The organism is Streptomyces sp. KL116D, from assembly GCF_030766975.1.
Lineage (GTDB): Bacteria > Actinomycetota > Actinomycetes > Streptomycetales > Streptomycetaceae > Streptomyces > Streptomyces longispororuber_A.
On the sequence record NZ_JASERH010000113.1, the window covers coordinates 1 to 17,796 of the forward strand.

General features: G+C 72.9%; 17 protein-coding genes. 5 read left to right on the forward strand and 12 right to left on the reverse strand.

Annotated features, from left to right (window positions below; all coding sequences use genetic code 11):
• The 5 genes from RBJ77_RS43710 to RBJ77_RS43730 form a co-directional block, all read right to left on the reverse strand.
• The coding region (locus tag RBJ77_RS43710) for an ABC transporter ATP-binding protein (protein ID WP_372350077.1) at positions 1 to 682 on the reverse strand (682 nt) is incomplete at its 3' end.
• The gene (locus tag RBJ77_RS43715; RefSeq protein ID WP_372350078.1) at positions 679 to 1,779 is read right to left on the reverse strand and encodes an ABC transporter ATP-binding protein; all 1,101 of its coding nucleotides are present in this window, start codon (positions 1,777 to 1,779) and stop codon (positions 679 to 681) included. The genes RBJ77_RS43715 and RBJ77_RS43710, both read right to left, overlap by 4 nt.
• Entirely contained in the window at positions 1,776 to 2,711 is a 936-nt protein-coding gene (locus RBJ77_RS43720) for an ABC transporter permease (RefSeq protein ID WP_372350079.1), read from the reverse strand. The genes RBJ77_RS43715 and RBJ77_RS43720 overlap by 4 nt, the downstream gene beginning before the upstream one ends.
• Positions 2,708 to 3,697, reverse strand: a complete 990-nt coding sequence (locus RBJ77_RS43725) for an ABC transporter permease (RefSeq protein WP_372350080.1) — start codon at positions 3,695 to 3,697, stop codon at positions 2,708 to 2,710. The genes RBJ77_RS43720 and RBJ77_RS43725 overlap by 4 nt, the downstream gene beginning before the upstream one ends.
• 10 nt (positions 3,698 to 3,707) lie before the next feature.
• Entirely contained in the window at positions 3,708 to 5,396 is a 1,689-nt protein-coding gene (locus RBJ77_RS43730; RefSeq protein WP_372350081.1) for an ABC transporter substrate-binding protein, read from the reverse strand.
• A gap of 241 nt (positions 5,397 to 5,637) precedes the next feature.
• On the opposite strand from RBJ77_RS43730, the gene RBJ77_RS43735 reads away from it, so the two are divergent.
• The 3 genes from RBJ77_RS43735 to RBJ77_RS43745 all read left to right on the forward strand — a co-directional run bounded on the left by RBJ77_RS43735 (position 5,638) and on the right by RBJ77_RS43745 (position 9,835).
• Positions 5,638 to 6,657, forward strand: a complete 1,020-nt coding sequence (locus RBJ77_RS43735) for a LacI family DNA-binding transcriptional regulator (protein ID WP_372350082.1) — start codon at positions 5,638 to 5,640, stop codon at positions 6,655 to 6,657.
• Positions 6,658 to 6,810: 153 nt separating this feature from the next.
• Entirely contained in the window at positions 6,811 to 8,754 is a 1,944-nt protein-coding gene (locus RBJ77_RS43740; RefSeq protein WP_372350083.1) for a cellulase family glycosylhydrolase, read from the forward strand.
• 82 nt (positions 8,755 to 8,836) lie between these two features.
• Positions 8,837 to 9,835, forward strand: coding sequence for a Gfo/Idh/MocA family oxidoreductase (locus RBJ77_RS43745; protein WP_372350084.1), 999 nt, complete (start codon positions 8,837 to 8,839; stop codon positions 9,833 to 9,835).
• A 167-nt stretch (positions 9,836 to 10,002) separates the two neighbouring features.
• Here RBJ77_RS43745 and RBJ77_RS43750 read toward each other — a convergent pair whose 3' ends face one another.
• The 5 genes from RBJ77_RS43750 to RBJ77_RS43770 all read right to left on the reverse strand — a co-directional run bounded on the left by RBJ77_RS43750 (position 10,003) and on the right by RBJ77_RS43770 (position 15,078).
• Positions 10,003 to 10,419, reverse strand: coding sequence for a PaaI family thioesterase (locus RBJ77_RS43750; protein WP_372350085.1), 417 nt, complete (start codon positions 10,417 to 10,419; stop codon positions 10,003 to 10,005).
• A 22-nt stretch (positions 10,420 to 10,441) separates the two neighbouring features.
• Complete coding sequence (locus RBJ77_RS43755; protein ID WP_372350086.1) at positions 10,442 to 11,641, reverse strand: cytochrome P450; 1,200 nt, start codon at positions 11,639 to 11,641, stop codon at positions 10,442 to 10,444.
• 43 nt (positions 11,642 to 11,684) lie between these two features.
• Positions 11,685 to 12,926: an ROK family protein gene (locus RBJ77_RS43760; protein WP_372350087.1), complete on the reverse strand. Its 1,242-nt coding sequence runs from the start codon at positions 12,924 to 12,926 to the stop codon at positions 11,685 to 11,687.
• A gap of 89 nt (positions 12,927 to 13,015) precedes the next feature.
• Positions 13,016 to 13,681, reverse strand: coding sequence for a response regulator (locus tag RBJ77_RS43765; RefSeq protein WP_372350088.1), 666 nt, complete (start codon positions 13,679 to 13,681; stop codon positions 13,016 to 13,018).
• 125 nt (positions 13,682 to 13,806) lie between these two features.
• Complete coding sequence (locus RBJ77_RS43770; protein WP_372350089.1) at positions 13,807 to 15,078, reverse strand: histidine kinase; 1,272 nt, start codon at positions 15,076 to 15,078, stop codon at positions 13,807 to 13,809.
• A 179-nt stretch (positions 15,079 to 15,257) separates the two neighbouring features.
• Between RBJ77_RS43770 and RBJ77_RS43775 the strand changes: the two genes are divergently transcribed.
• Positions 15,258 to 15,476 carry a hypothetical protein gene (locus RBJ77_RS43775; RefSeq protein WP_255967268.1) on the forward strand — a complete coding sequence of 73 codons (219 nt, stop codon included), beginning with the start codon at positions 15,258 to 15,260 and terminating at the stop codon, positions 15,474 to 15,476.
• Between the two features lie 25 nt (positions 15,477 to 15,501).
• On the opposite strand, the gene RBJ77_RS43780 is transcribed toward RBJ77_RS43775, so the two are convergent.
• On the reverse strand, positions 15,502 to 15,918 hold the full coding sequence (locus RBJ77_RS43780) for a ribonuclease (protein WP_372350090.1): 417 nt from the start codon (positions 15,916 to 15,918) through the stop codon (positions 15,502 to 15,504).
• 64 nt (positions 15,919 to 15,982) lie between these two features.
• The gene (locus RBJ77_RS43785; RefSeq protein ID WP_372350091.1) at positions 15,983 to 16,888 is read right to left on the reverse strand and encodes a DMT family transporter; all 906 of its coding nucleotides are present in this window, start codon (positions 16,886 to 16,888) and stop codon (positions 15,983 to 15,985) included.
• Between the two features lie 172 nt (positions 16,889 to 17,060).
• On the opposite strand from RBJ77_RS43785, the gene RBJ77_RS43790 reads away from it, so the two are divergent.
• Positions 17,061 to 17,792 carry an SDR family oxidoreductase gene (locus RBJ77_RS43790; protein ID WP_372350092.1) on the forward strand — a complete coding sequence of 244 codons (732 nt, stop codon included), beginning with the start codon at positions 17,061 to 17,063 and terminating at the stop codon, positions 17,790 to 17,792.
• The last annotated feature ends 4 nt before the right edge of the window (positions 17,793 to 17,796 follow it).

Here is a 17,796-nt window from a genome sequence, read left to right on the forward strand (position 1 = left end):
CGACGATCTGGCCGCGGTACATGACCATCACGTCGGCCGCGAAGTGCCGGGCGGTGGCCAGGTCGTGGGTGACGTAGAGGAGCGCGAGCCGGCGCTCCTCCTTCAGGCGGTCGAGCAGGCCGAGGATCTCCAGGCGGATGGAGACGTCGAGCATGGAGACGGGTTCGTCGGCGAGGAGGACGGCGGGGCCGGGTGCCAGTGCCCGGGCGATGGCGACGCGCTGGCGCTGGCCGCCGGAGAGTTCGTGGGGCCGTCGGCGGGCGATGTCGGCGGCCGGGGCGAGGTTGACCGAGTCGAGCAGGGCCGCGGTGCGCGCGTCGACGTCGGCGCGGGTCGCCCGGCCGCTGACCAGGAGCGGTCGGCGCAGGTGGTGGCCGATGGTGTGCGCGGGGTTGAGGGAGGCGAAGGGGTCCTGGAACACCATCTGTACGGTGCGGCGGTACGCGGCGTCGCGGGTGCGCTCCGCACCGCCGAGCCTGACCCGGCCCCCGCTGGGCGCGACGAGGCGCGACAGGGCACGCACCACGGTCGACTTCCCGCTGCCGCTCTCGCCGACCAGGGCGAGGGTGTGGCCGGGGTGCAGGGCGAAGGTGACCTCGTCGACGGCGCGCAGCGGCGTCGTGCCGCGCCGCGCGAAGTCGACGGTGAGCCGGTCGACCTCCAGAGCGGGTGGGGCGTTCACCGGTATCTCCCTTCGGACGAGGACGAGGGGGGCGCGCCTTCCGGGGCGCGGGCGGTGCCGATGTGCGGCTCCGCCGGGTGGGCGCGGGCAGCCGCGTCGGACGGTGGCGCGGCGACGGCTCCCCCGCCCGGAAAGTGACAGGCCGCCGCCGACGACCCGGCACCCGACAGCTCCGGCCGCTCGACCCCGCACCGCTCCCTCACGGACTCGCACCGGGGCGCGAACGCACACCCCGCCTCCGCCACCCGCAGGTCCGGCGGCTGCCCAGGGATCCCGCGCAGGTCCCGCCGCTCCCCCGTGAGCGCGGGGAACGACCGCAGCAGGCCCCGCGTATAGGGGTGGACGGCGCCGCCCGCGGCGACGGTCGCCGTGTCGGCGTACTCCACCACCCGCCCCGCGTACATCACGGCCAGCCGGTCGCTGATCTCCATGAGCAGGTTCAGGTCGTGCGTGATGAAGACGACGGCGAAGCCGAGCCGCTCCCGCAGCTGCTCGATCTCGTCGAGGATCTCGCGCTGCACGACCACGTCGAGCGCGGTCGTCGGCTCGTCCATGATGACGACGTCGGGTTCGAGGGCGAGCGCCATCGCGATGGCGACGCGCTGGCGCATCCCGCCGGACAGCTCGTGCGGATGCGACCGCAGCCGCCCCGCGTCGATGCCGACCAGCTCCAGCAACTCCCCGCCACGGAGCCGCCGTTGGGCCGCGGACAGTCCGGGCCGGTGTGCCCGGAGGACGTCGTCGAACTGGCGGCCCACCGTGGTCACCGGGTTGAGCGCGTTCATGGCGCTCTGGAAGACCATGGCGAGGCGCGTCCAGCGCACGGCCCGCAGCGCGTCCCGGTCGAGCGCGTACAGGTCGTCGCCGTCCAGCGTCACCGTGCCGCCGGACAGCCGGCCCGGCGGTTGCAGCAGCCGGGCCAGGGCGTACGCGAGGGTGGACTTGCCGCAGCCCGACTCCCCGGCGATGCCGAGGAGTTCGCCGCGGCGCAGCTCCAGGGAGACGTCGCGCACGGCGCGGGTGGGGCGGCCGTCGCCGGAGTCGTAGACGACGTCCAGGTGCTCGGCGGTGAGGATCACATCGGACGGCGGCGTCATCGGGGCCTCCGTGCGCGCAGTCGGGGGTCGAGGATCTCGTCGAGCCCGAAGCTGATCAGGGAGAGGGCCGCGCCGAGCACGGCGATGGCGAGGCCCGGCGGGACGAACCACCACCAGGAGCCGCCCGCGAGCGCCTCCGCGTTCTGCGCGAAGTAGAGCATCGTGCCCCAGGTGAGGTTGGACGGGTCGTCCAGGCCGAGGAACGCGAGCGAGGCCTGGGTGAGGACCGCGAAGATCACGGCGAAGATGAACTGCGAGACGATGATGGCGAGTTCGTTGGGGAGGATCTCGACGAGGACGATCCGGCGCCTGCTCTCGCCGTAGAGCCGTGCCGCCAGGACGTAGTCCCGGGTCCGCAGCGACAGCGTCTGGGCGCGCAGCACCCGTGCCGACGCCGCCCACGTCGTCAGCGCGATGACGAGGATCGTGGACGCGGTGCCCGCGCCGACGTACGCGGCGACGACGATGACGAGCGGCAGCCCCGGGACGACGAGGAAGACGTTGCTGAGCAGCGACAGGGCTTCGTCGGTGAGGCCGCCCGCGAAGCCGCCGCCGATGCCGACGACGACCGAGACGGCCGTGGCGACCAGGGCCGCCGCGCCGCCGATGAGCAGGGTGCCGCGGGTGGCGACGACGAACTGGGCGAAGACGTCCTGGCCGGTCTGGGTGGTGCCCAGCCAGTGGGCGGCGGACGGCGACCGGGTCAGGTCGGGGCCGATCTCGTTCGGGTCGCCGAGGAACAGCGGGCCGAGCAGGGCCGTCAGGACGAGCACCGCGAGGACGCCGAGGCCGATCCGCAGCCGGCGCGAGCGCAGGGCCGCGCGGAGCCGGCCGGCCCGGGGTGCGGGCGCGGCGAGCGTGGTGACAGTCAGCGGGTGCGCGGCTGTGCCGCTCCATGAGGGGCGGTGGTCGGGTGACGGGCGGGCGGTCATGAGGCGGCCTGCCGGGTGCGCGGGTCGATGACGGCGTACACGAGGTCGACGAGGAAGTTCGCGGCGAGCACCGCGAAGGTGATCATCAGGAAGACCGCCTGCATGAGGGGGTAGTCGTTGTTGGTGACGGCCTGGAGCATCGTGTAGCCCATGCCGGGATAGGAGAAGACGATCTCCATCACGAGCGAGCCGCTGACGATGAAGCCGAGGGTGATCGCGAATCCGGCGACCGAGGGCAGGACCGCGTTGCGGGCGGCGTAGCCGATCATCACCGTACGGGGGCGCAGGCCCTTCGCCTCGGCGGCGATCACGTAGTCCTCGGCGAGGGTCGACACCATCATGTTGCGCATGCCGAGCATCCAGCCGCCGACCGAGCTGAGCACGATGGTGACGGCGGGCAGGATGCCGTGCTCGACGGCGGAGCCGAGGAAGGCGCCGCTGAATCCGATGTCGTACGTCTCGTCGTAGCCGCCGCCCTGTGGCAGCAACGGCCAGACCTGGCTGGTCAGATAGAGCAGGAGCAGGGCCACCCAGAAGTACGGGACGGCCGCCAGGAACGTCGCCGACGGGATCAGCGCGTCGAGCCGGCCGCCGCGGCGCCAGCCGGCGAGCGTGCCGAGGGTGATGCCGAGGACGACGCTGAGCAGGGTCGCCATGCCGACGAGGACGAGGGTCCAGGGCACGGCCTGCCGGACGACGTCGCCGACCGGGGTCGGGAAGTAGGTGATGGACAGGCCGAAGTCGAGGTGCAGGAGGGAGTCGAGGTACTCGCCGTACTGCTGGGCGAGGTTGCCGTCGCCGAGGCCGAGCATGGCCCGCAGCGACTCCTCCTGTCCGCTGGTGACGGATCCGCCGACGCCCTGCATGCGGGCGAGCATCAGCTGGACGGGGTCGCCCGGGATCAGCCGCGGCAGCAGGAAGTTGAGGGTGACCGCGAGCCAGGCGGCGATCACGTAGAAGCCGAGCTTGCGCAGGACGTGACGCATCGCCGCGGCCCTACTTCGACGTCTTGGCCGGCTTGAGGCGGGCGGCGACCCAGCCGCCGTCCGGGTCCAGCCAGACGGAGGGGGCGGCGTAGAGCTTGTCCTCGGTGGGGTAGCCGGTGACGTTGTTGCCGTTGAACTCGGCCTCGTTCTGCGCGGCGAACAGCGGGATCAGCGGCATGTCGTCGATGAACTCCCGCTGGATCGTGTAGTAGTGCGGCTTCTGCTTCGCCAGGTCGGTGGTGTCGGCGATCGCGGCGAGGGCCTTGTCGACGGTCGGGTTCTTGTAGCGGCCGTAGTTGCCGACGTTCGTGGTCTTGCCGATGGCGGGGGCGATCGCGCTGTCGAGGAGCTGGTCGTAGTAGGCGCGCGGGTCGGGCGTGTACCCGTAGTTGGAGAGCAGGAGCTGGAAGCGGCCGGTGGACTGGGCGTTGGCGAACTGCGCGTAGGCGACGGCCTTGATGTTGAGCTCGATGCCCGCCTTCTTGAGCTGCTGCTTGGCCATCTGGGCGACGCTGATGTAGTCGGTCCAGCCGGAGACGAGGGTGAGGTCGAGGCTGAGCTTCTTGCCGTCCTTGGTCCAGCTGCCGCCGCTCTTCTCGTACCCGGCGGCCTTCATGTGCGCGTCGACCTTGTCCTGGCCGGTCTCGAACGTCGCGTCCTTCAGGGACGGGTCGAGGACCGATTCGAAGTTGGGGCGGAGCAGGGCCGTCGGGCTGATGGCAGGGGCCTGGCCGTCGTAGACGCTCTTGCTCATGAAGTCGCGGTCGAGGGCGGCGCTGATCGCCTTGCGGACGTCGGGGTCGGCGGTGGGGCCCTGGGCGGCGTTCGGTACGAAGTAGGTGACCGCGAGGGGGATGTTGACGAGGGCGAACTTGGGGTTCTTGTCGAGGTAGTTCTTCTTGATGTCGGGGATGAAGCCGCCCGCCCAGTCGGTGCGGCCCGAACTGATCGCCGCGGTCGCGGCGTTGTTGCCGCTGAAGGAGAGGTAGCGCATGGTCTTGAAGCCGGGCAGGCCCTTGATGTAGTAGTCGTCGCGCGCGGTGAGGTCGAGGGTGGTGCCCTTGACGGACTTCACCTTCCAGGGTCCGGTGCCGACGGGGTCGGTGTTGAGGTCGGTCTTCTTCTTGCTGTCCGGGATCTTCGACCAGATGTGCTTCGGCAGCATCTTCAGCTTGCCGAGGATGAAGTACTCCTTGGTGTACGCCGGTTGGGAGAAGGTGAGGCGTACGGAGTCCTTGCCGCTCGTGGTGATCGTGTCGAGCGGGAGGGCGAACTGGTTGAGCTCCTCGTTGTCCTTGGCGATCTGGAAGGTGTACGCGACGTCGTCGGCGGTGAACGGCTTGCCGTCGTTCCAGGTGACGCCCGAACGCAGGGTGATGGTCAGGGACTTGCCGTCGTCGCCCCACTTGTAGGCGGTGCCGAGCCAGTCGTCGACCTCGCCCGCCTTGGCGGCGTTGAAGTGGAACAGCGGCTCGTAGATCATCCCGTGGGTCGCCTGGAGGGGCTGGGGCGCGAACGGGTTGAAGTTGCGGACGAAGTTGCCGGTGGAGCCGGTCGACACGGTGAGCACACCGCCGCGGCCGGCGCCGCCGTCGTCGCCCCCGCCGCCGCAGGCGGCCAACGAGGCGGAGAGGAGGAGGGCCGTGCCCGCGGCGACGAAGCGTCGGCGGCTCGGCGGGGAGGGTGGGGCGGCGGTCATGGCGGATTCCCTTGCTCTCGCTGTGGCACAGGGGTGCTAAGGGGTGCTGTGAAGGTGCTCGTGGAGCGCTGCCGCATTCGGTGGTCCGCGCACCGTCGGCGCCGTGAAAGTAGACGCGTGCGAAAGTGGCTGTCAATGCGCCCGCGGCAAACTCATGGGAATTCAACTGAACCGGATTAGCACGGCAGTTCATCGAATATCGTCGAACGAGCAGGCCACTCCCCCGGGAAGGGAATCGTCAGTGAAGCGACCCACCATGGCGGACATCGCGCGCCGCGCCGGTGTCACGAAGGCCGCCGTGTCCTTCGCGCTCAACGACCGGCCGGGGGTCTCCGCGCCCACCCGGCGGCGCATCCTCGCGATAGCCGAGGAGCTGGGCTGGCAGCCCAACAGCGCGGCACGGGCGCTGTCCGACGGCAGGGCGGGGGCGTTCGGTCTGGTCATCGACCGGCCGGCGCGCACCCTCGGCCTCGAACCGTTCTTCATGCAGCTGGTCTCCGGCATCCAGGCCGAACTCATCACGGACGCCACTCCGTTGGTCTTCACCATGGCCGAGGACCAGGCGGCGGAGATCGCCCTGTACCGGGCGTGGTGGGCGCAGCGCCGGGTGGACGGGGTGTTCCTGGTGGACCTCAAGGCGGACGACGCGCGCGTCGCGGTCCTGGAGGAGCTCGGCATGCCGGGGGTGGTGATCGGGGCGCCGGTCGGGACGGGCCGGCTGCCCGCGGTGTGGAGCGACGACGGGGTCGCGGTGCGTACGGTCGTCGGCCGGCTCGCGGAGCTCGGGCACCGCCGGATCGCCCGGGTCAGCGGCCCGTCCGTGCTGCGCCACACCATCATCAGGACGGACGCGTTCGCCACGTCCGTACGGGAGTTGGGGATCGCGGGCCGGATCGTCGAGGCGGACTACAGCGGCGAGCGGGGCGCGGCGGCGACGCGTGAGCTGCTCGCCGCGGGCCCGGACCGGCCGACGGCGATCCTGTACGACAACGACGTGATGGCGGTGGCCGGACTGACCGCCGCGCAGGCCGCCGGGGTGCGGGTGCCGGAGGACCTGTCGGTGGTGGCGTGGGACGACTCGGCGCTGTGCGAGCTGGTGCATCCGCCGCTGACCGCGCTCAGCCGGGACATCGCGGCGTACGGCGCGCACGCGGCGCGCCGGCTGCGGGAGGCGGCGGGCGGGCGCGAGGTGGGTGACCTGGAGGATCCGCCGCCACGGCTGACCGTGCGCGGCAGCGTGGGCCGGGCACCGATCCAGTAAACCGGTTAATCGATCATTCCCTGAAGCCGCACGTGGTATTGACGCTAAACCGGTACAGCGGTTCACTCGACATCCAGTACGCGGCACGCCCGTCCGCACGGGCCGCGCTTCTCGCCATCGCTCATGTCCCCCATTTTCAGGGAGAGTTCGCCGATGCCGCGTTTTGCTGCCCGGATTTCCCCCGACGGCCGCCCGGTGACCTGGATCGGGGCCAACTTCTGGTCCCGCTCGGGCGGTCCGCTGATGTGGCGTTCGTACGACCCCGGACTCGTCACCGACGAACTGCGCGTGCTGCGCGACCACGGCCTGAACATGACGCGCTCGTTCTTCTACTGGCCGGACTTCATGCCGGAGCCCGACCGGATCGACGAGGAGCTGTGCGGGCACTACGCCGACTTCCTCGACCGGCACCACGCGCTCGGCATGACGACCGTCCCGACGTTCCTGGTGGGCCACATGTCCGGGGAGAACTGGGATCCGGCCTGGCGCGGCGGTCGCGATCTGTACGGCGACGTGTGGCTGGTCGCCCGGCAGGCGTGGTTCGTGCGCGAGACGACCCGCCGCTTCAAGGACCATCCGGCGGTGGCGGGCTGGCTGATCTCGAACGAGATGCCGATCTACGGGGCGCGCGACACGTCCCGTGAAGTGGTCGAGTCCTGGGCCCAGTTGGTCGTCGACGCCGTCCGGGCGGGCGGCGGCACCCAGCCCGTGTCGCTCGGCGACGGGGCCTGGGGCATCGAGAACTCCGGTCACGACAACGGCTTCTCGGTACGGGACGCCGCCCGCCTGTGCGACTGGCTGGGGCCGCACGTGTACCGGATGGAGAACGACCCGGTGCGCCAGCACTACGCGGCGGCCTGGGTCTGCGAGCTGACGTCGACGTTCGACCGGCCCGTGGTCCTGGAGGAGTTCGGGATCACGTCGGCGTTCGCCTCGGACGAGAACGCGGCCACGTACTACCGGCAGGCGCTCCACAACAGCCTGCTGTCCGGCGCCACCGGCTGGATCGCCTGGAACAACACGGACTACGACACCCCCGCCCTGCGCGAGCAGCCGCCCTACCGGCACCACGCCTTCGAGCTGTACTTCGGCCTGACGGACAGCGCGGGCCGCCCCAAGCCGCAACTGTCCGAACTGCACGCCTTCTCCGAGCTCCTGGCCGACGTGGAGTGGGAGCGGTGCGCGCGGGCGGACACGGACACGGCGCTCGTCGTGTCCTCGTACCTCGACACCCCGTACCCGTTCACCCGCGCCGAGGACCGGTCGTACGTACAGGAGACCGGACGGCAGGCGTGGATCGCGGCGCGGCTCGCGGACGCGCCGGCCACGGTGGTGCGGGAGAGCGACGGGGAGCTGCCGGACGGGTACCGGCTCTATCTGGCGCCGTCCGTCAAGCAGTTGCTCGCGCCGACCTGGTACCGCCTGGAGGAGCTGGCGCGCGGCGGGGCGACGGTGTACGTGTCGTACGCGCCGGGCGCGCACGAGGAGCAGCGCGGCCCGTGGTACGCGCGGCTCGACGAACTCTTCGGCGTGCGGCACCAGTTGACGTACGGGCTGGTGAACCCCATCGAGGACGACGAGGTCACGTTCGCCTTCGAGCGGGACTTCGGGAGCCTGGGGGCGGGGACGCGGCTCACGCTGCGGGCGGCCGGGACGGAGCACAGCCGGTGCTTCCTGCCGGTGGAGGCCGGGGAGGGCGCCGAGGTGGTGGCCGTCGACGGGCGCGGGCGGCCCGCGCTGGTGGAGCGGGCGGTCGGGGCGGGGCGGCTCGTCCTGTGCACCTACCCCGTGGAGCACATGGCCGCCGTGACGCCGCGGGTGAACCCGGAGGCGACCGGCGTGCTCTACGACGCGCTCGCCGTGCGGGCCGGGGTGCGCAGGCCGGTGACCGTGGCGGACCAGCGGGTGGCGGTGGACCTCGTCGAGCACGCGGCCGGGCACCGGTGGGTGTGGCTGGTCAGCCAGTGCGCCACCGAGCTGCCGGTGAAGCCGGTGGTCGCGCGGGGGTGGCGGCTGACGACCCGCTCGGGCGAGTCCGCGGAGGCGGTGACGCTGCCGCCGTACGGGGTGCTCGTGCTGCGGCTCGACGCGGTCTGAGGCCGGGTCCCGCCCCGCTCGGGCAGGTGTTTGTCAGGACAAAGGATTGACAGCACCTGGGCGGGACGGCACGTTGGGTGCCATGCGCATCGGACTCATCGGGACGGGCCGTATCGGCACATTTCACGCTGGCGTTCTGGAGCGGTACCGGGAGGTGGGATCACTCGTCGTCACCGACGCGGAGCCCGCGCGGGCCGTCGCCCTGGCCGACCGGATCGGGGCGACGGCGGCGCCGAGCGTCGACGACCTCTTCGTCTGGGGCGTCGACGCGCTCGTCATCACCGCCGCGACCGCCGCACACGCCGAGCTGATCGGCCGGGCGGCGCGGGCCGGACTGCCGGTGTTCTGCGAGAAGCCGATCGCGCTCGACCTGCCCGGGACGCTGGCCGCGCTGCGCGAGGTGGAGGCGGCCGGCACGGTGCTCCAGCTCGGCTTCCAGCGACGCTTCGACGCCGGGTACACGGCCGCGCGGGAGGCCGTCCGCTCGGGACGCCTCGGCCGGCTGCACACGGTGCGGGCCGTCACCTCCGACCCGGCGCCGCCGCCCGCCGCGTACCTGCCGCTGTCCGGCGGCCTCTACCGGGACTGTCTGGTGCACGACTTCGACGCGCTGCGCTGGGTGACGGGGCGGGAGGTCGTCGAGGTGTACGCGGCCGGGTCCGACGCCGGGCCCGCCATGTTCCGGGAGGCGGGGGACGTGGACACCGCCGCCGTCGTGCTGACCCTGGACGACGGGACGCTGGCCACGGCGACGGCGACGCGGTGCAACGGGGCCGGGTACGACGTGCGGATGGAGCTCTCGGGCGAGCGGGACACCGTGGTCGTCGGCCTCGACGACCGGACGCCGATCGCCTCGACCGAACCCGAGGGGCCGCCGGCCGCGGACAAGCCGTGGCCGGGCTTCCTGGAGCGTTTCGCCCCGGCGTACGAGGCCGAACTGAAGGCGTTCGTGGACGTGGTCAGGGGCGAGCGCGCCAACCCGTGCGACGGCTGGGAGGCGCTGAAGGCCCTGCGGGTCGCGGAGGCGTGCGAGGTCTCGCGGCGCGAGCGGAGGGTCGTACGGGTGGACGAGGTGGCGTAGTCGACCGGTGCGGTCGGGGTGACGGGTGGGGCCGGTACGGCCAGGGCGACCAGTGCAGCCCGTGCGGCCCGTGCGGCCCGTGCGGCCCGTGCGGCCGGCGTGACCTGAACGGCCCGTGCGGTGGGCGCGTCGGGGCCGAGCCGGCGCCGACGCCCGGAACGCCCCGCTCAGACCGTGAGCACCGTGCCCTGCGCCACCGCGCACAGCTTCTCCGTGCCGTCCTCGTCCACCGTCACGAGATCCGCCCTGACCACCGCCTGCCTGCGCCCCGCGCTGACCACCTCCGCCCGGGCCGAGAGGGTCACGCCCCGGGCCGGGCGGACGTACTGGATCGAGAAGCCGGAGGTGAGGACGGACGGGCCGAGGGCGGCGCCCGCCGCGAACGTCAGGGCGTTGTCCGCGGCGTAGGAGAGGACTCCGCCGTGCAGGAAGCCGTTCTGCTGCTGGAGTTCGGGCCTGATGTCCAGTTCGAGGGTGGCCGCGTCGTCGCCGAAGGCGGTGAGACGGGCCTGGACGAGGCGGCTGAACGGCTGGGCCTCCAGGGTCTTCCGGGCGAGTTCCAGGTCGAAGACGGGCGCGGACATACGGAAGTCCTCCAGGGCGTGGCTACCAGCGGACCCGCAGTCTACGAACCCCGCGGATCAGCACCCCGGGCAGCCAGGCGTCCGGCGTCCCGTCGAGCGCCAGGTCCGGGCAGCGCTCCAGCAGGGAGCGCAGCGCGATGCGGCCCTCCAGGCGGGCCAGCGGCGCGCCCAGGCAGTAGTGGATGCCGTGGCCGAACGCCAGATGGCCGCGCGGGTCGCGGCGGATGTCGAAGCGGTCGGGCGCGGGGAAGCGCTCCGGGTCGCGGTCGGCGTTCGCGATGCAGATGACGACCGGCGCGCCCGCCGGGATCACGGTGCCGCCGATGTCGACCGGCTCGGCGGCGAAGCGGTGCGTGGCCGTCTCGACCGGGCCGTCGTAGCGGAGCATCTCCTCCACGGCGCCGTCCAGGAGGCTCATGTCGGCGCGCAGCGCGGCGAGTTGGCCGGGGTGGTCGAGCAGCGCCCGCACGCCGTTGCCGATCAGGTTCACCGTGGTCTCGTGGCCGGCGATGAGCAGCAGGAAGGCCATGCCCCGCAGTTCGTCGCCGGACAGCCGGTCGCCGTCCTCCGCCGTGGTCCTGATCAGCGCGCTCAGGAGGTCGTCGGCGGGCGCCGAGCAGCGCTTCTCGTCGATCAACTCGTCGAGGAATCCGGCGAGTTCGACATGGGCCTCGTACGCCTCCTCGTCGGACGTCGGCGCCACCATCTGCGTCGACATCCGGCGGAACCGGTCGCGGTCGATGTCGGGCACGCCGAGCAGTTCGCAGATGACGACGAAGGGCAGCGGGAAGGCGAGGGAGGCGATCAGGTCGGCGCTGCCGCGCGGCACCATGTCGTCGAGCAGCTCGTCGGTGATCTTCTGGACGCGCGGGGCGAGGGCCGCGACCCGGCGGGGGGTGAACTCGCGGGTGACGAGCGAGCGCAGCCTGCCGTGCTCGGGCGGGTCGGCGAAGAGCAGGTGCGGTCCGATGAGGTCGCCGTCCATGCCCCACGGCGGGCTCTTGACCAGGCGCGGGTCGGTGAACGCGGCGCGCGCCGCCTCGTGCCCCACGATCAGCCAGAGCTCCTCGGCCGGGCCGGGGCCCGGGGTGCGCACCTGGTGGACCGGGCCGAGGGCGCGCAGCTTCTCGTACACCGCGTACGGGTCGGCGTAGTACCCGTCCCTGCCGCCCTCCGCGTACTCTCCCAGGTCGACGATCCCGGCCCCGGCCCCGTCCACCATGTGCGCTCTCCCTCTCGCTGCGGCGACCCCGTCCCCACGGTGTCTAACTCGCCCCGCTGACGATCCGTTCCCGGCGCGCGCCGCCCCTCTCCAGGAACCGGGCCAGCGGCAGGGCCGCCGCGCCGACGGTGACGGCGTCGGTCCCGAGCCGGCCGAGTTCGACGGTGGTCTGGGCGAACGGGTGGCGCAGCGCGTACGCGGCGGCGGCCCGGCGCACCGGTTCGATGAGCCGCGGGCCGAGCAGCAGGCCCGCCCAGCCGCCGACGACGATCCGCTCGGGGTTGAAGAGGTTGACCAGGTCGGCGATGCCCGCGCCGAGGAACTCGGCCGTCTCGTCGAGGAGTTGGCCGGTCGACGGGTCGTCGAGGAGCTCGGCGAGCGCGCCCTCCTCGTCGGGGGACGTCCAGCTGCCGCCCGCCTCCCGCCAGCGCTCCAGGAGCGCCTCCGCGCCGACGTACGCCTCCAGGCAGCCGCGGGCGCCGCACCGGCACTCCCGGCCGCCGACCCGCAGGACGGTGTGGCCCCACTCCCCCGCGCTGCTGGACGAGCCCTGGTAGGGCACGCCGTCGGCGATGACGCAGGCGCCGACGCCGGAGCCGATGAGCGTGATCACCGCGTTCCGGGCGCCGCGGCCCGCGCCGAACCACATCTCGGCGCGGCCCAGGGTCTTGGCGCCGTTGTCGATGAACAGGGGCAGTTCCGGCGGGAGTTCGCCGGGGGCCCGGAGCATCGCCTCCAGCGGGACGGCGTCCCAGCCGATGGTCTGGCCGTGCACGACGGCGCCGCTGGGCCCCGAGGCGTCGACGATGCCGGGCACCCCGATGCCGACGCCGACGATCGAGCCGGGCTCGACGTCCGCCTCCCCGAGGACCCGGGTCAGACCGGTGGCGATGAGGCGGACGACGTCCTGGGCGTCGTACTTCCCGCCGGGCCGCCCGTCGGGCAACGGCGCGTCCACCCGGGCGAGTTCGCTCAGCGCCAGGTCGAACAGCTCGACGCGCACCCGGGTCTCGCCGACGTCGACGCCCACGAGGTGCCCGCTGCCGGGCGCGACCCGCAGCAGCGTGCGCGGCCGGCCGCCGTCGGAGTCCACGGACCCGGCCTCCTCCAGGAGGCCGTCGGCGACGAGTTCGGCGACGACGTTGCTGATGGAGCCCGAGCTGAGCGCCGTCAGCGGCCCCAGTTCCTGCCTGCTGAGCGGCCCGTCGAAGTAGAGCTTGCTCAATACGGTGGCCCGGTTGTTGCGCCGCAGATCGCGCACCGTCCGCCGGCGTGGTCCTGCCATGCCTCGCTCCCGCCCCTTCACCCGACTTCGCCGAACGCTTAGATCACGGTGTGAATTTACCCTGGCCGGCCGGCCGGGCCCCGCATCCGTCAGGCTTCGTCCAGCAGGCCCGCGTCGTGGACGAGCAGCGCGATCTGCACGCGGTTGTTGAGGTCGAGCTTGGTCATGATGCGGGAGACGTGCGTCTTGACGGTGGCGACGCTCATGTAGAGGGTCGCGGCGATCTCCGCGTTGGACTTGCCGCGGCCCACCTCGACGGCCACGTCCCGCTCGCGGTCGGCCAGTTCGTGGAGGCGCCGGCGGGACCCGGCGGCGCGCACCTCGCGCTCGGACGCGGCGGCGTGGGTCATCAACTGGCGGGTGACGGCGGGCGACAGGACGGGGTCGCCGGCCGCGACGCTCCGTACGGCACCGAGGATCTCGGCCGGGGTCGCGTCCTTGAGCACGAATCCGGCGGCGCCCGCGCGCAGCGCCCGCAGCACCTGCTCGTCGGCGTGGAACGTGGTGAGGACGACGACCTCGGGCGCGTCGTCCGCCGAGCGCAGCCGCTCGGTCGCCGTGAGCCCGTCCATGACCGGCATGCGGATGTCCATGAGGACGACGTCGGGCCGGACCGTCCCGGCGGCCACGAGGGCCTCCTCGCCGTCGGCCGCCTCCCCGACGATCTCGACGTCGTCCGCCCCGCCCAGCATGAACTTCAGGCCCGACCGGACCAGCGGGTCGTCGTCGACGAGCAGCAAACGGATCGCGTTCATGGGCCCCACCGTAGCCATCGGAAGATCGTCGGTGTCAGGAGGTGTCAGGAGGTGCCGGTCGGGTCCGGCGGCGTGGTCCGGGGCAGTGGCGGCCGCGGGGCGGGCGTCGCGCCGGGTGCGGATGGTCAGCCGGCCCACGGCAGCCAGGCCCGTACCGTGAACCCGCCGTCCCCGTCCGGGCCGTGGCTGAGGCGGCCGCCCGCCAGCGTGGCCCGTTCCGTGAGCCCGATCAGGCCCTGGCCCGAGCCGGGGACGTGCGGGACCTCGCCGGGGGGCGGCGGGTTGCTGACCGTGATGGTCAGGCCGTCGCCCGCACCGCCCTCGACGACGACCGCCACCTCCGCGCCGGGCGCGTGCTTGCGGGCGTTGGTCAGGCCCTCCTGGGCGATGCGGTAGGCGGTGCGGCCCGCGGAGGCGGGGACCGCCCCGGGGTCGGGCACCCGGTTGTCGAGGCCGACCTTCATGCCCGCCTCGCGGGACTCGGCGACCAGGGCGTCCAGGGCGGCGAGCGTGGGCTGCGGCCGGCCCGACTCCTCTCCGTGGTCGCTCGCGCGCAGCACGCCGATGATCTCGCGCAGGTCCTGCAACGCCTCGTGGGCGCTCTCCCGGATGACGCCGGCGGCGCGGGCGATCTCCTCCCGGGGTGCGTCGGGCCGGAACTCCAGGGCGCCCGCGTGCACGCTGAGCAGGGTCAGCCGGTGGGCGAGGACGTCGTGCATCTCGCGGGCGATGGCCTCCCGGGCCAGCCGCTGGGCCTGCTCGGCGCGCAGGGCGGCCTCGGTCTCGGCGCGGTGCGCCCGGTCCCGCAGGGACATCAGGAGCTGGCGCCGGGAGCGGACGAACATGCCCCAGCCGACGACCGTGACGATGAGGACCACGGTGAACGACAGGGACAGCGCGAACGACGAGTCGGGTTCGGGCCGCCACCAGTAGAAGAACGGCAGCAGGGCGACGGACACGCCCGCGACCCAGGCGACGTAGCGGAACGGCCGGTGCACGGCCAGCGTGAAGACGGAGACCATGACCGCGCCGGCCGCCGTGTTCGAGAGGAACCCGGCGGGGATCATCGCCACCGCGAAGCCGAGCGGCCAGCGCCTGCGCAGCCAGACGGCGGCGCAGGCCAGCGCGCCGATGACCTGGTCGACACCGGCCAGGAACCGGGGCGTGTTCGGGTTGTCCCAGGTCTGCTCGGCGAGGATCAGGCCGAGGAAGACGGCGACGAGGAAGCAGCTGAAGTCGACGATCCAGTCCCGGGCCGTGCGCCGCCCCCTGCCGGGGCGTCCCTCGGAGTCCAGGTCGAGGTCGTCGACGAGTGCCGAGGGCAGCAGCCAGCGGCGCCACGGCAACGGCGGCTCGTCCGCCGGCTGCGGGGGCACGGTCTGCTGCGATGGCTCCATGGTCGACAAATCTACGCACGATGGGGGCCGCGCACCGCCCCCCGCGGCCGAGCCGCGACCAAAGTCGTGGCGCCGGCGACTTTCGTCGCACCCGGCCGGGCCCGCGCGCGACTCGTGGCGGACGGGACTCGCCCCGCGGCCGATGTGGGTGGGGGGTCCGCGGGACGAGGGTTCCGTACATGAACAGGAAGCAGTTGTGGGAGTTCGTCGAGATCGTCGCCGGCTTCGCCCTGATCCAGGGGGCGGTGGGCCTGCTGCACGAGTTCACCGGCTGGCTCGGCTGGGGTCTGATCGAGCGGATCGGTTTCCTCGACGGCCGCGAGGTGTACGGCAGCATCGCGCTGATCGTGCTCGCGATCGCCGTGATCGCGGCCGCCGAGACCGCCAAGCAGAACTAGGGCCTGTCGCCGGTGGGGGAACGGTTCAGCAGGAGTGGTCGACCAGGTCGAACGACGCGTAGTGGTCCGACGTGTAGTAGTCCTCCTGGTTCGCCTCGCCGGTCACGATGCGGCGGGCGCCGCGGTCCGAGGAGCCCGGGGTGATGACCGTGTACTCGTGGTAGTAGCCGGTGGACTGCGACGGCAGGACGCCCTCGCGGTTCTGGAAGACGGTGCCGTCCTGCTCGTACGGGAACGGGCCGCCCGCCGCGATGAGGTCCAGGGTGTCGTGCGCCTGGGAGGGCAGGGCGGAGTAGCAGATGTCGCCGACCGCGGCGGCGGAGAACGTGGCGGAGGCCGCGACGGGGGCCGGGGCGGCCTGGGCGGCGACGGTGGCGGGGCCGCCGACGAACAGGGCGGCGGCCAGGGCTGCGACGCTGATGAAGCGTGGGGGAATCTTCATGCCCTCAGTGTGACGCGCGTAGACGGGTGCATGTCAACGACAACTGCCGCTTGTTTTCCAGGAGTTAACTCGTGGCCCGGCGTCCCCACATGGTTCCGGCCAGGACCAGACCACCGCCCAGCAGGCCCAGCGCACCCAGCCGTTCACCGCCCAGCACGATGCCGACGGCGGCCGCCCACAGCGGTTCGGTGCCCAGGAGCAGGCTGACCCGGGACGGCGAGGTGCGGCGCACGGCCCACATCTGCACGAAGAACGCGAACAGGGTGCACAGCACGGAGAGGAACAACAGGCCCGCCCAGTCGGCGGGTTCGAAGGAAGCCGCCGCGTCCCAGGGCGCGGAACCGGTGCCGGGCGCGGCGCACAGCAGCGCGAACACGGTCACGGCCGTGCCGAGCTGAACCGTCGTCAGCGGCAGCGCGTCGGCGCTCTGGACCGCCTCGACCCGGGCCATGACCAGTACGTGCACGGTGCGGGCGAGGGCCGCGAGGAGCATCAGGAGGTCGCCGCCCGAAGGTGACGTGAAACCGCCGCCCTGGGTGAGCAGCACGACGCCGAGCACGGAGAGGGCGGCCGCGGCGAGGAACGCGCGGGGCGGCCGGACGCGGGTGACGGCGGCCTCCGCGAGCGGCGTGAAGATCATGGTGAGGCTGATGATGAGGCCCGCGTTGGTCGCCGAGGTGTGCACGACGCCGTACGTCTCCAGCAGGAAGATCCCGCTGAGGATCAGCCCGAGCAGCCCCGCCCCGCGCCACTGCGGTGCCGTCAGGGCCCGCAGTCCGCGCCAACCGGCGCCCACGAGCACCGGCAGCACGATCCCGAAGCGCAGCACGAGCACCGCGAGCACGGTGGTCTGCGTGGTGACGCCCTTGGCGGCGAGGTAGCTGGCGCCCCAGACGGCGGCGACGCCGATGACGGGCAGGTCGGTGAGCCAGGCACGGGGGCGCGGCGCGGGCAGGGCGAGCGTGCTCATGTGGTCTCCGGTGCGGGCGAGTGCGTGCGGAGACGTCGGCGGCTCGCGCGGGGCGAGGACACCGTACCTGCGGACACGGCCGGCGCCATCTCGGTGTCCGTTTGCCGCCAGCTTCCGCCCGCGTACGTCGCTGTACTCGAAGCCACGACAACAGCTCGCTACGGAGGCGAAGATGAACGGCAAGGTGGCTCTGGTGACCGGCGGCTCGCGCGGGATCGGCGCGGCGACGGCGGTGCGGCTGGCCGAGGACGGCTTCGACGTCGCGGTCACCTACGTACAGGGCAAGGAGGCCGCCGAGGAGGTGGTGCGGCGGATCGAGGCGCTCGGGCGCCGGGGCCTGGCGGTGCGTGCGGACGCCGGTGACGCCGCGGAGGCGGCCGGGGCGGTGGGCGCCGCGGTGGAGCGGTTCGGCCGGCTCGACGTCCTGGTCAACAACGCGGGGGTGGGCGCGCTCGGCCCGCTGGCGGACCACACGGTCGCGGACGTCGACCGGGTGCTCGCGGCGAACGTGCGCGGCGTCTACCTCATCGCCCAGGCCGCGGCGGCCGTGCTGCCCGACGGCGGCCGGATCGTCACCGTCGGCAGCTGCATGGCGCAGCGCGTCCCGGGGCCCGGCGGCACGCTGTACGCGATGAGCAAGGCGGCCCTGATCGGGCTGACGAAGGCGCTGGCACGGGAGTTGGGCGGGCGCGGGATCACGGCGAACATCGTGCACCCGGGCCCGATCGACACCGACATGAACCCGGCGGACGGGCCGAGCGCGGACTGGCAGGCGTCGATGACCGCGCTCGGACGGTACGGGACGGCGGCCGAGGTCGCCGGGACGGTGGCGCACCTGGCGGGCGCGGACGCGGCGTACGTGACGGGCGGCGAGTTCGCGGTCGACGGCGGGTTCGCCGCGTGACGGC

Bases quoted from the DNA above. Each gene is read 5' to 3' on its own strand.
- RBJ77_RS43715 (WP_372350078.1), bottom strand. From the start codon at position 1,779: ATGACGCCGCCGTCCGATGTGATCCTCACCGCCGAGCACCTGGACGTC.
- RBJ77_RS43720 (WP_372350079.1), bottom strand. From the start codon at position 2,711: ATGACCGCCCGCCCGTCACCCGACCACCGCCCCTCATGGAGCGGCACA.
- RBJ77_RS43725 (WP_372350080.1), bottom strand. From the start codon at position 3,697: ATGCGTCACGTCCTGCGCAAGCTCGGCTTCTACGTGATCGCCGCCTGG.
- RBJ77_RS43730 (WP_372350081.1), bottom strand. From the start codon at position 5,396: ATGACCGCCGCCCCACCCTCCCCGCCGAGCCGCCGACGCTTCGTCGCC.
- RBJ77_RS43740 (WP_372350083.1), top strand. From the start codon at position 6,811: ATGCCGCGTTTTGCTGCCCGGATTTCCCCCGACGGCCGCCCGGTGACC.
- RBJ77_RS43745 (WP_372350084.1), top strand. From the start codon at position 8,837: ATGCGCATCGGACTCATCGGGACGGGCCGTATCGGCACATTTCACGCT.
- RBJ77_RS43750 (WP_372350085.1), bottom strand. From the start codon at position 10,419: ATGTCCGCGCCCGTCTTCGACCTGGAACTCGCCCGGAAGACCCTGGAG.
- RBJ77_RS43755 (WP_372350086.1), bottom strand. From the start codon at position 11,641: ATGGTGGACGGGGCCGGGGCCGGGATCGTCGACCTGGGAGAGTACGCG.
- RBJ77_RS43760 (WP_372350087.1), bottom strand. From the start codon at position 12,926: ATGGCAGGACCACGCCGGCGGACGGTGCGCGATCTGCGGCGCAACAAC.
- RBJ77_RS43765 (WP_372350088.1), bottom strand. From the start codon at position 13,681: ATGAACGCGATCCGTTTGCTGCTCGTCGACGACGACCCGCTGGTCCGG.
- RBJ77_RS43770 (WP_372350089.1), bottom strand. From the start codon at position 15,078: ATGGAGCCATCGCAGCAGACCGTGCCCCCGCAGCCGGCGGACGAGCCG.
- RBJ77_RS43775 (WP_255967268.1), top strand. From the start codon at position 15,258: ATGAACAGGAAGCAGTTGTGGGAGTTCGTCGAGATCGTCGCCGGCTTC.
- RBJ77_RS43780 (WP_372350090.1), bottom strand. From the start codon at position 15,918: ATGAAGATTCCCCCACGCTTCATCAGCGTCGCAGCCCTGGCCGCCGCC.
- RBJ77_RS43785 (WP_372350091.1), bottom strand. From the start codon at position 16,888: ATGAGCACGCTCGCCCTGCCCGCGCCGCGCCCCCGTGCCTGGCTCACC.
- RBJ77_RS43790 (WP_372350092.1), top strand. From the start codon at position 17,061: ATGAACGGCAAGGTGGCTCTGGTGACCGGCGGCTCGCGCGGGATCGGC.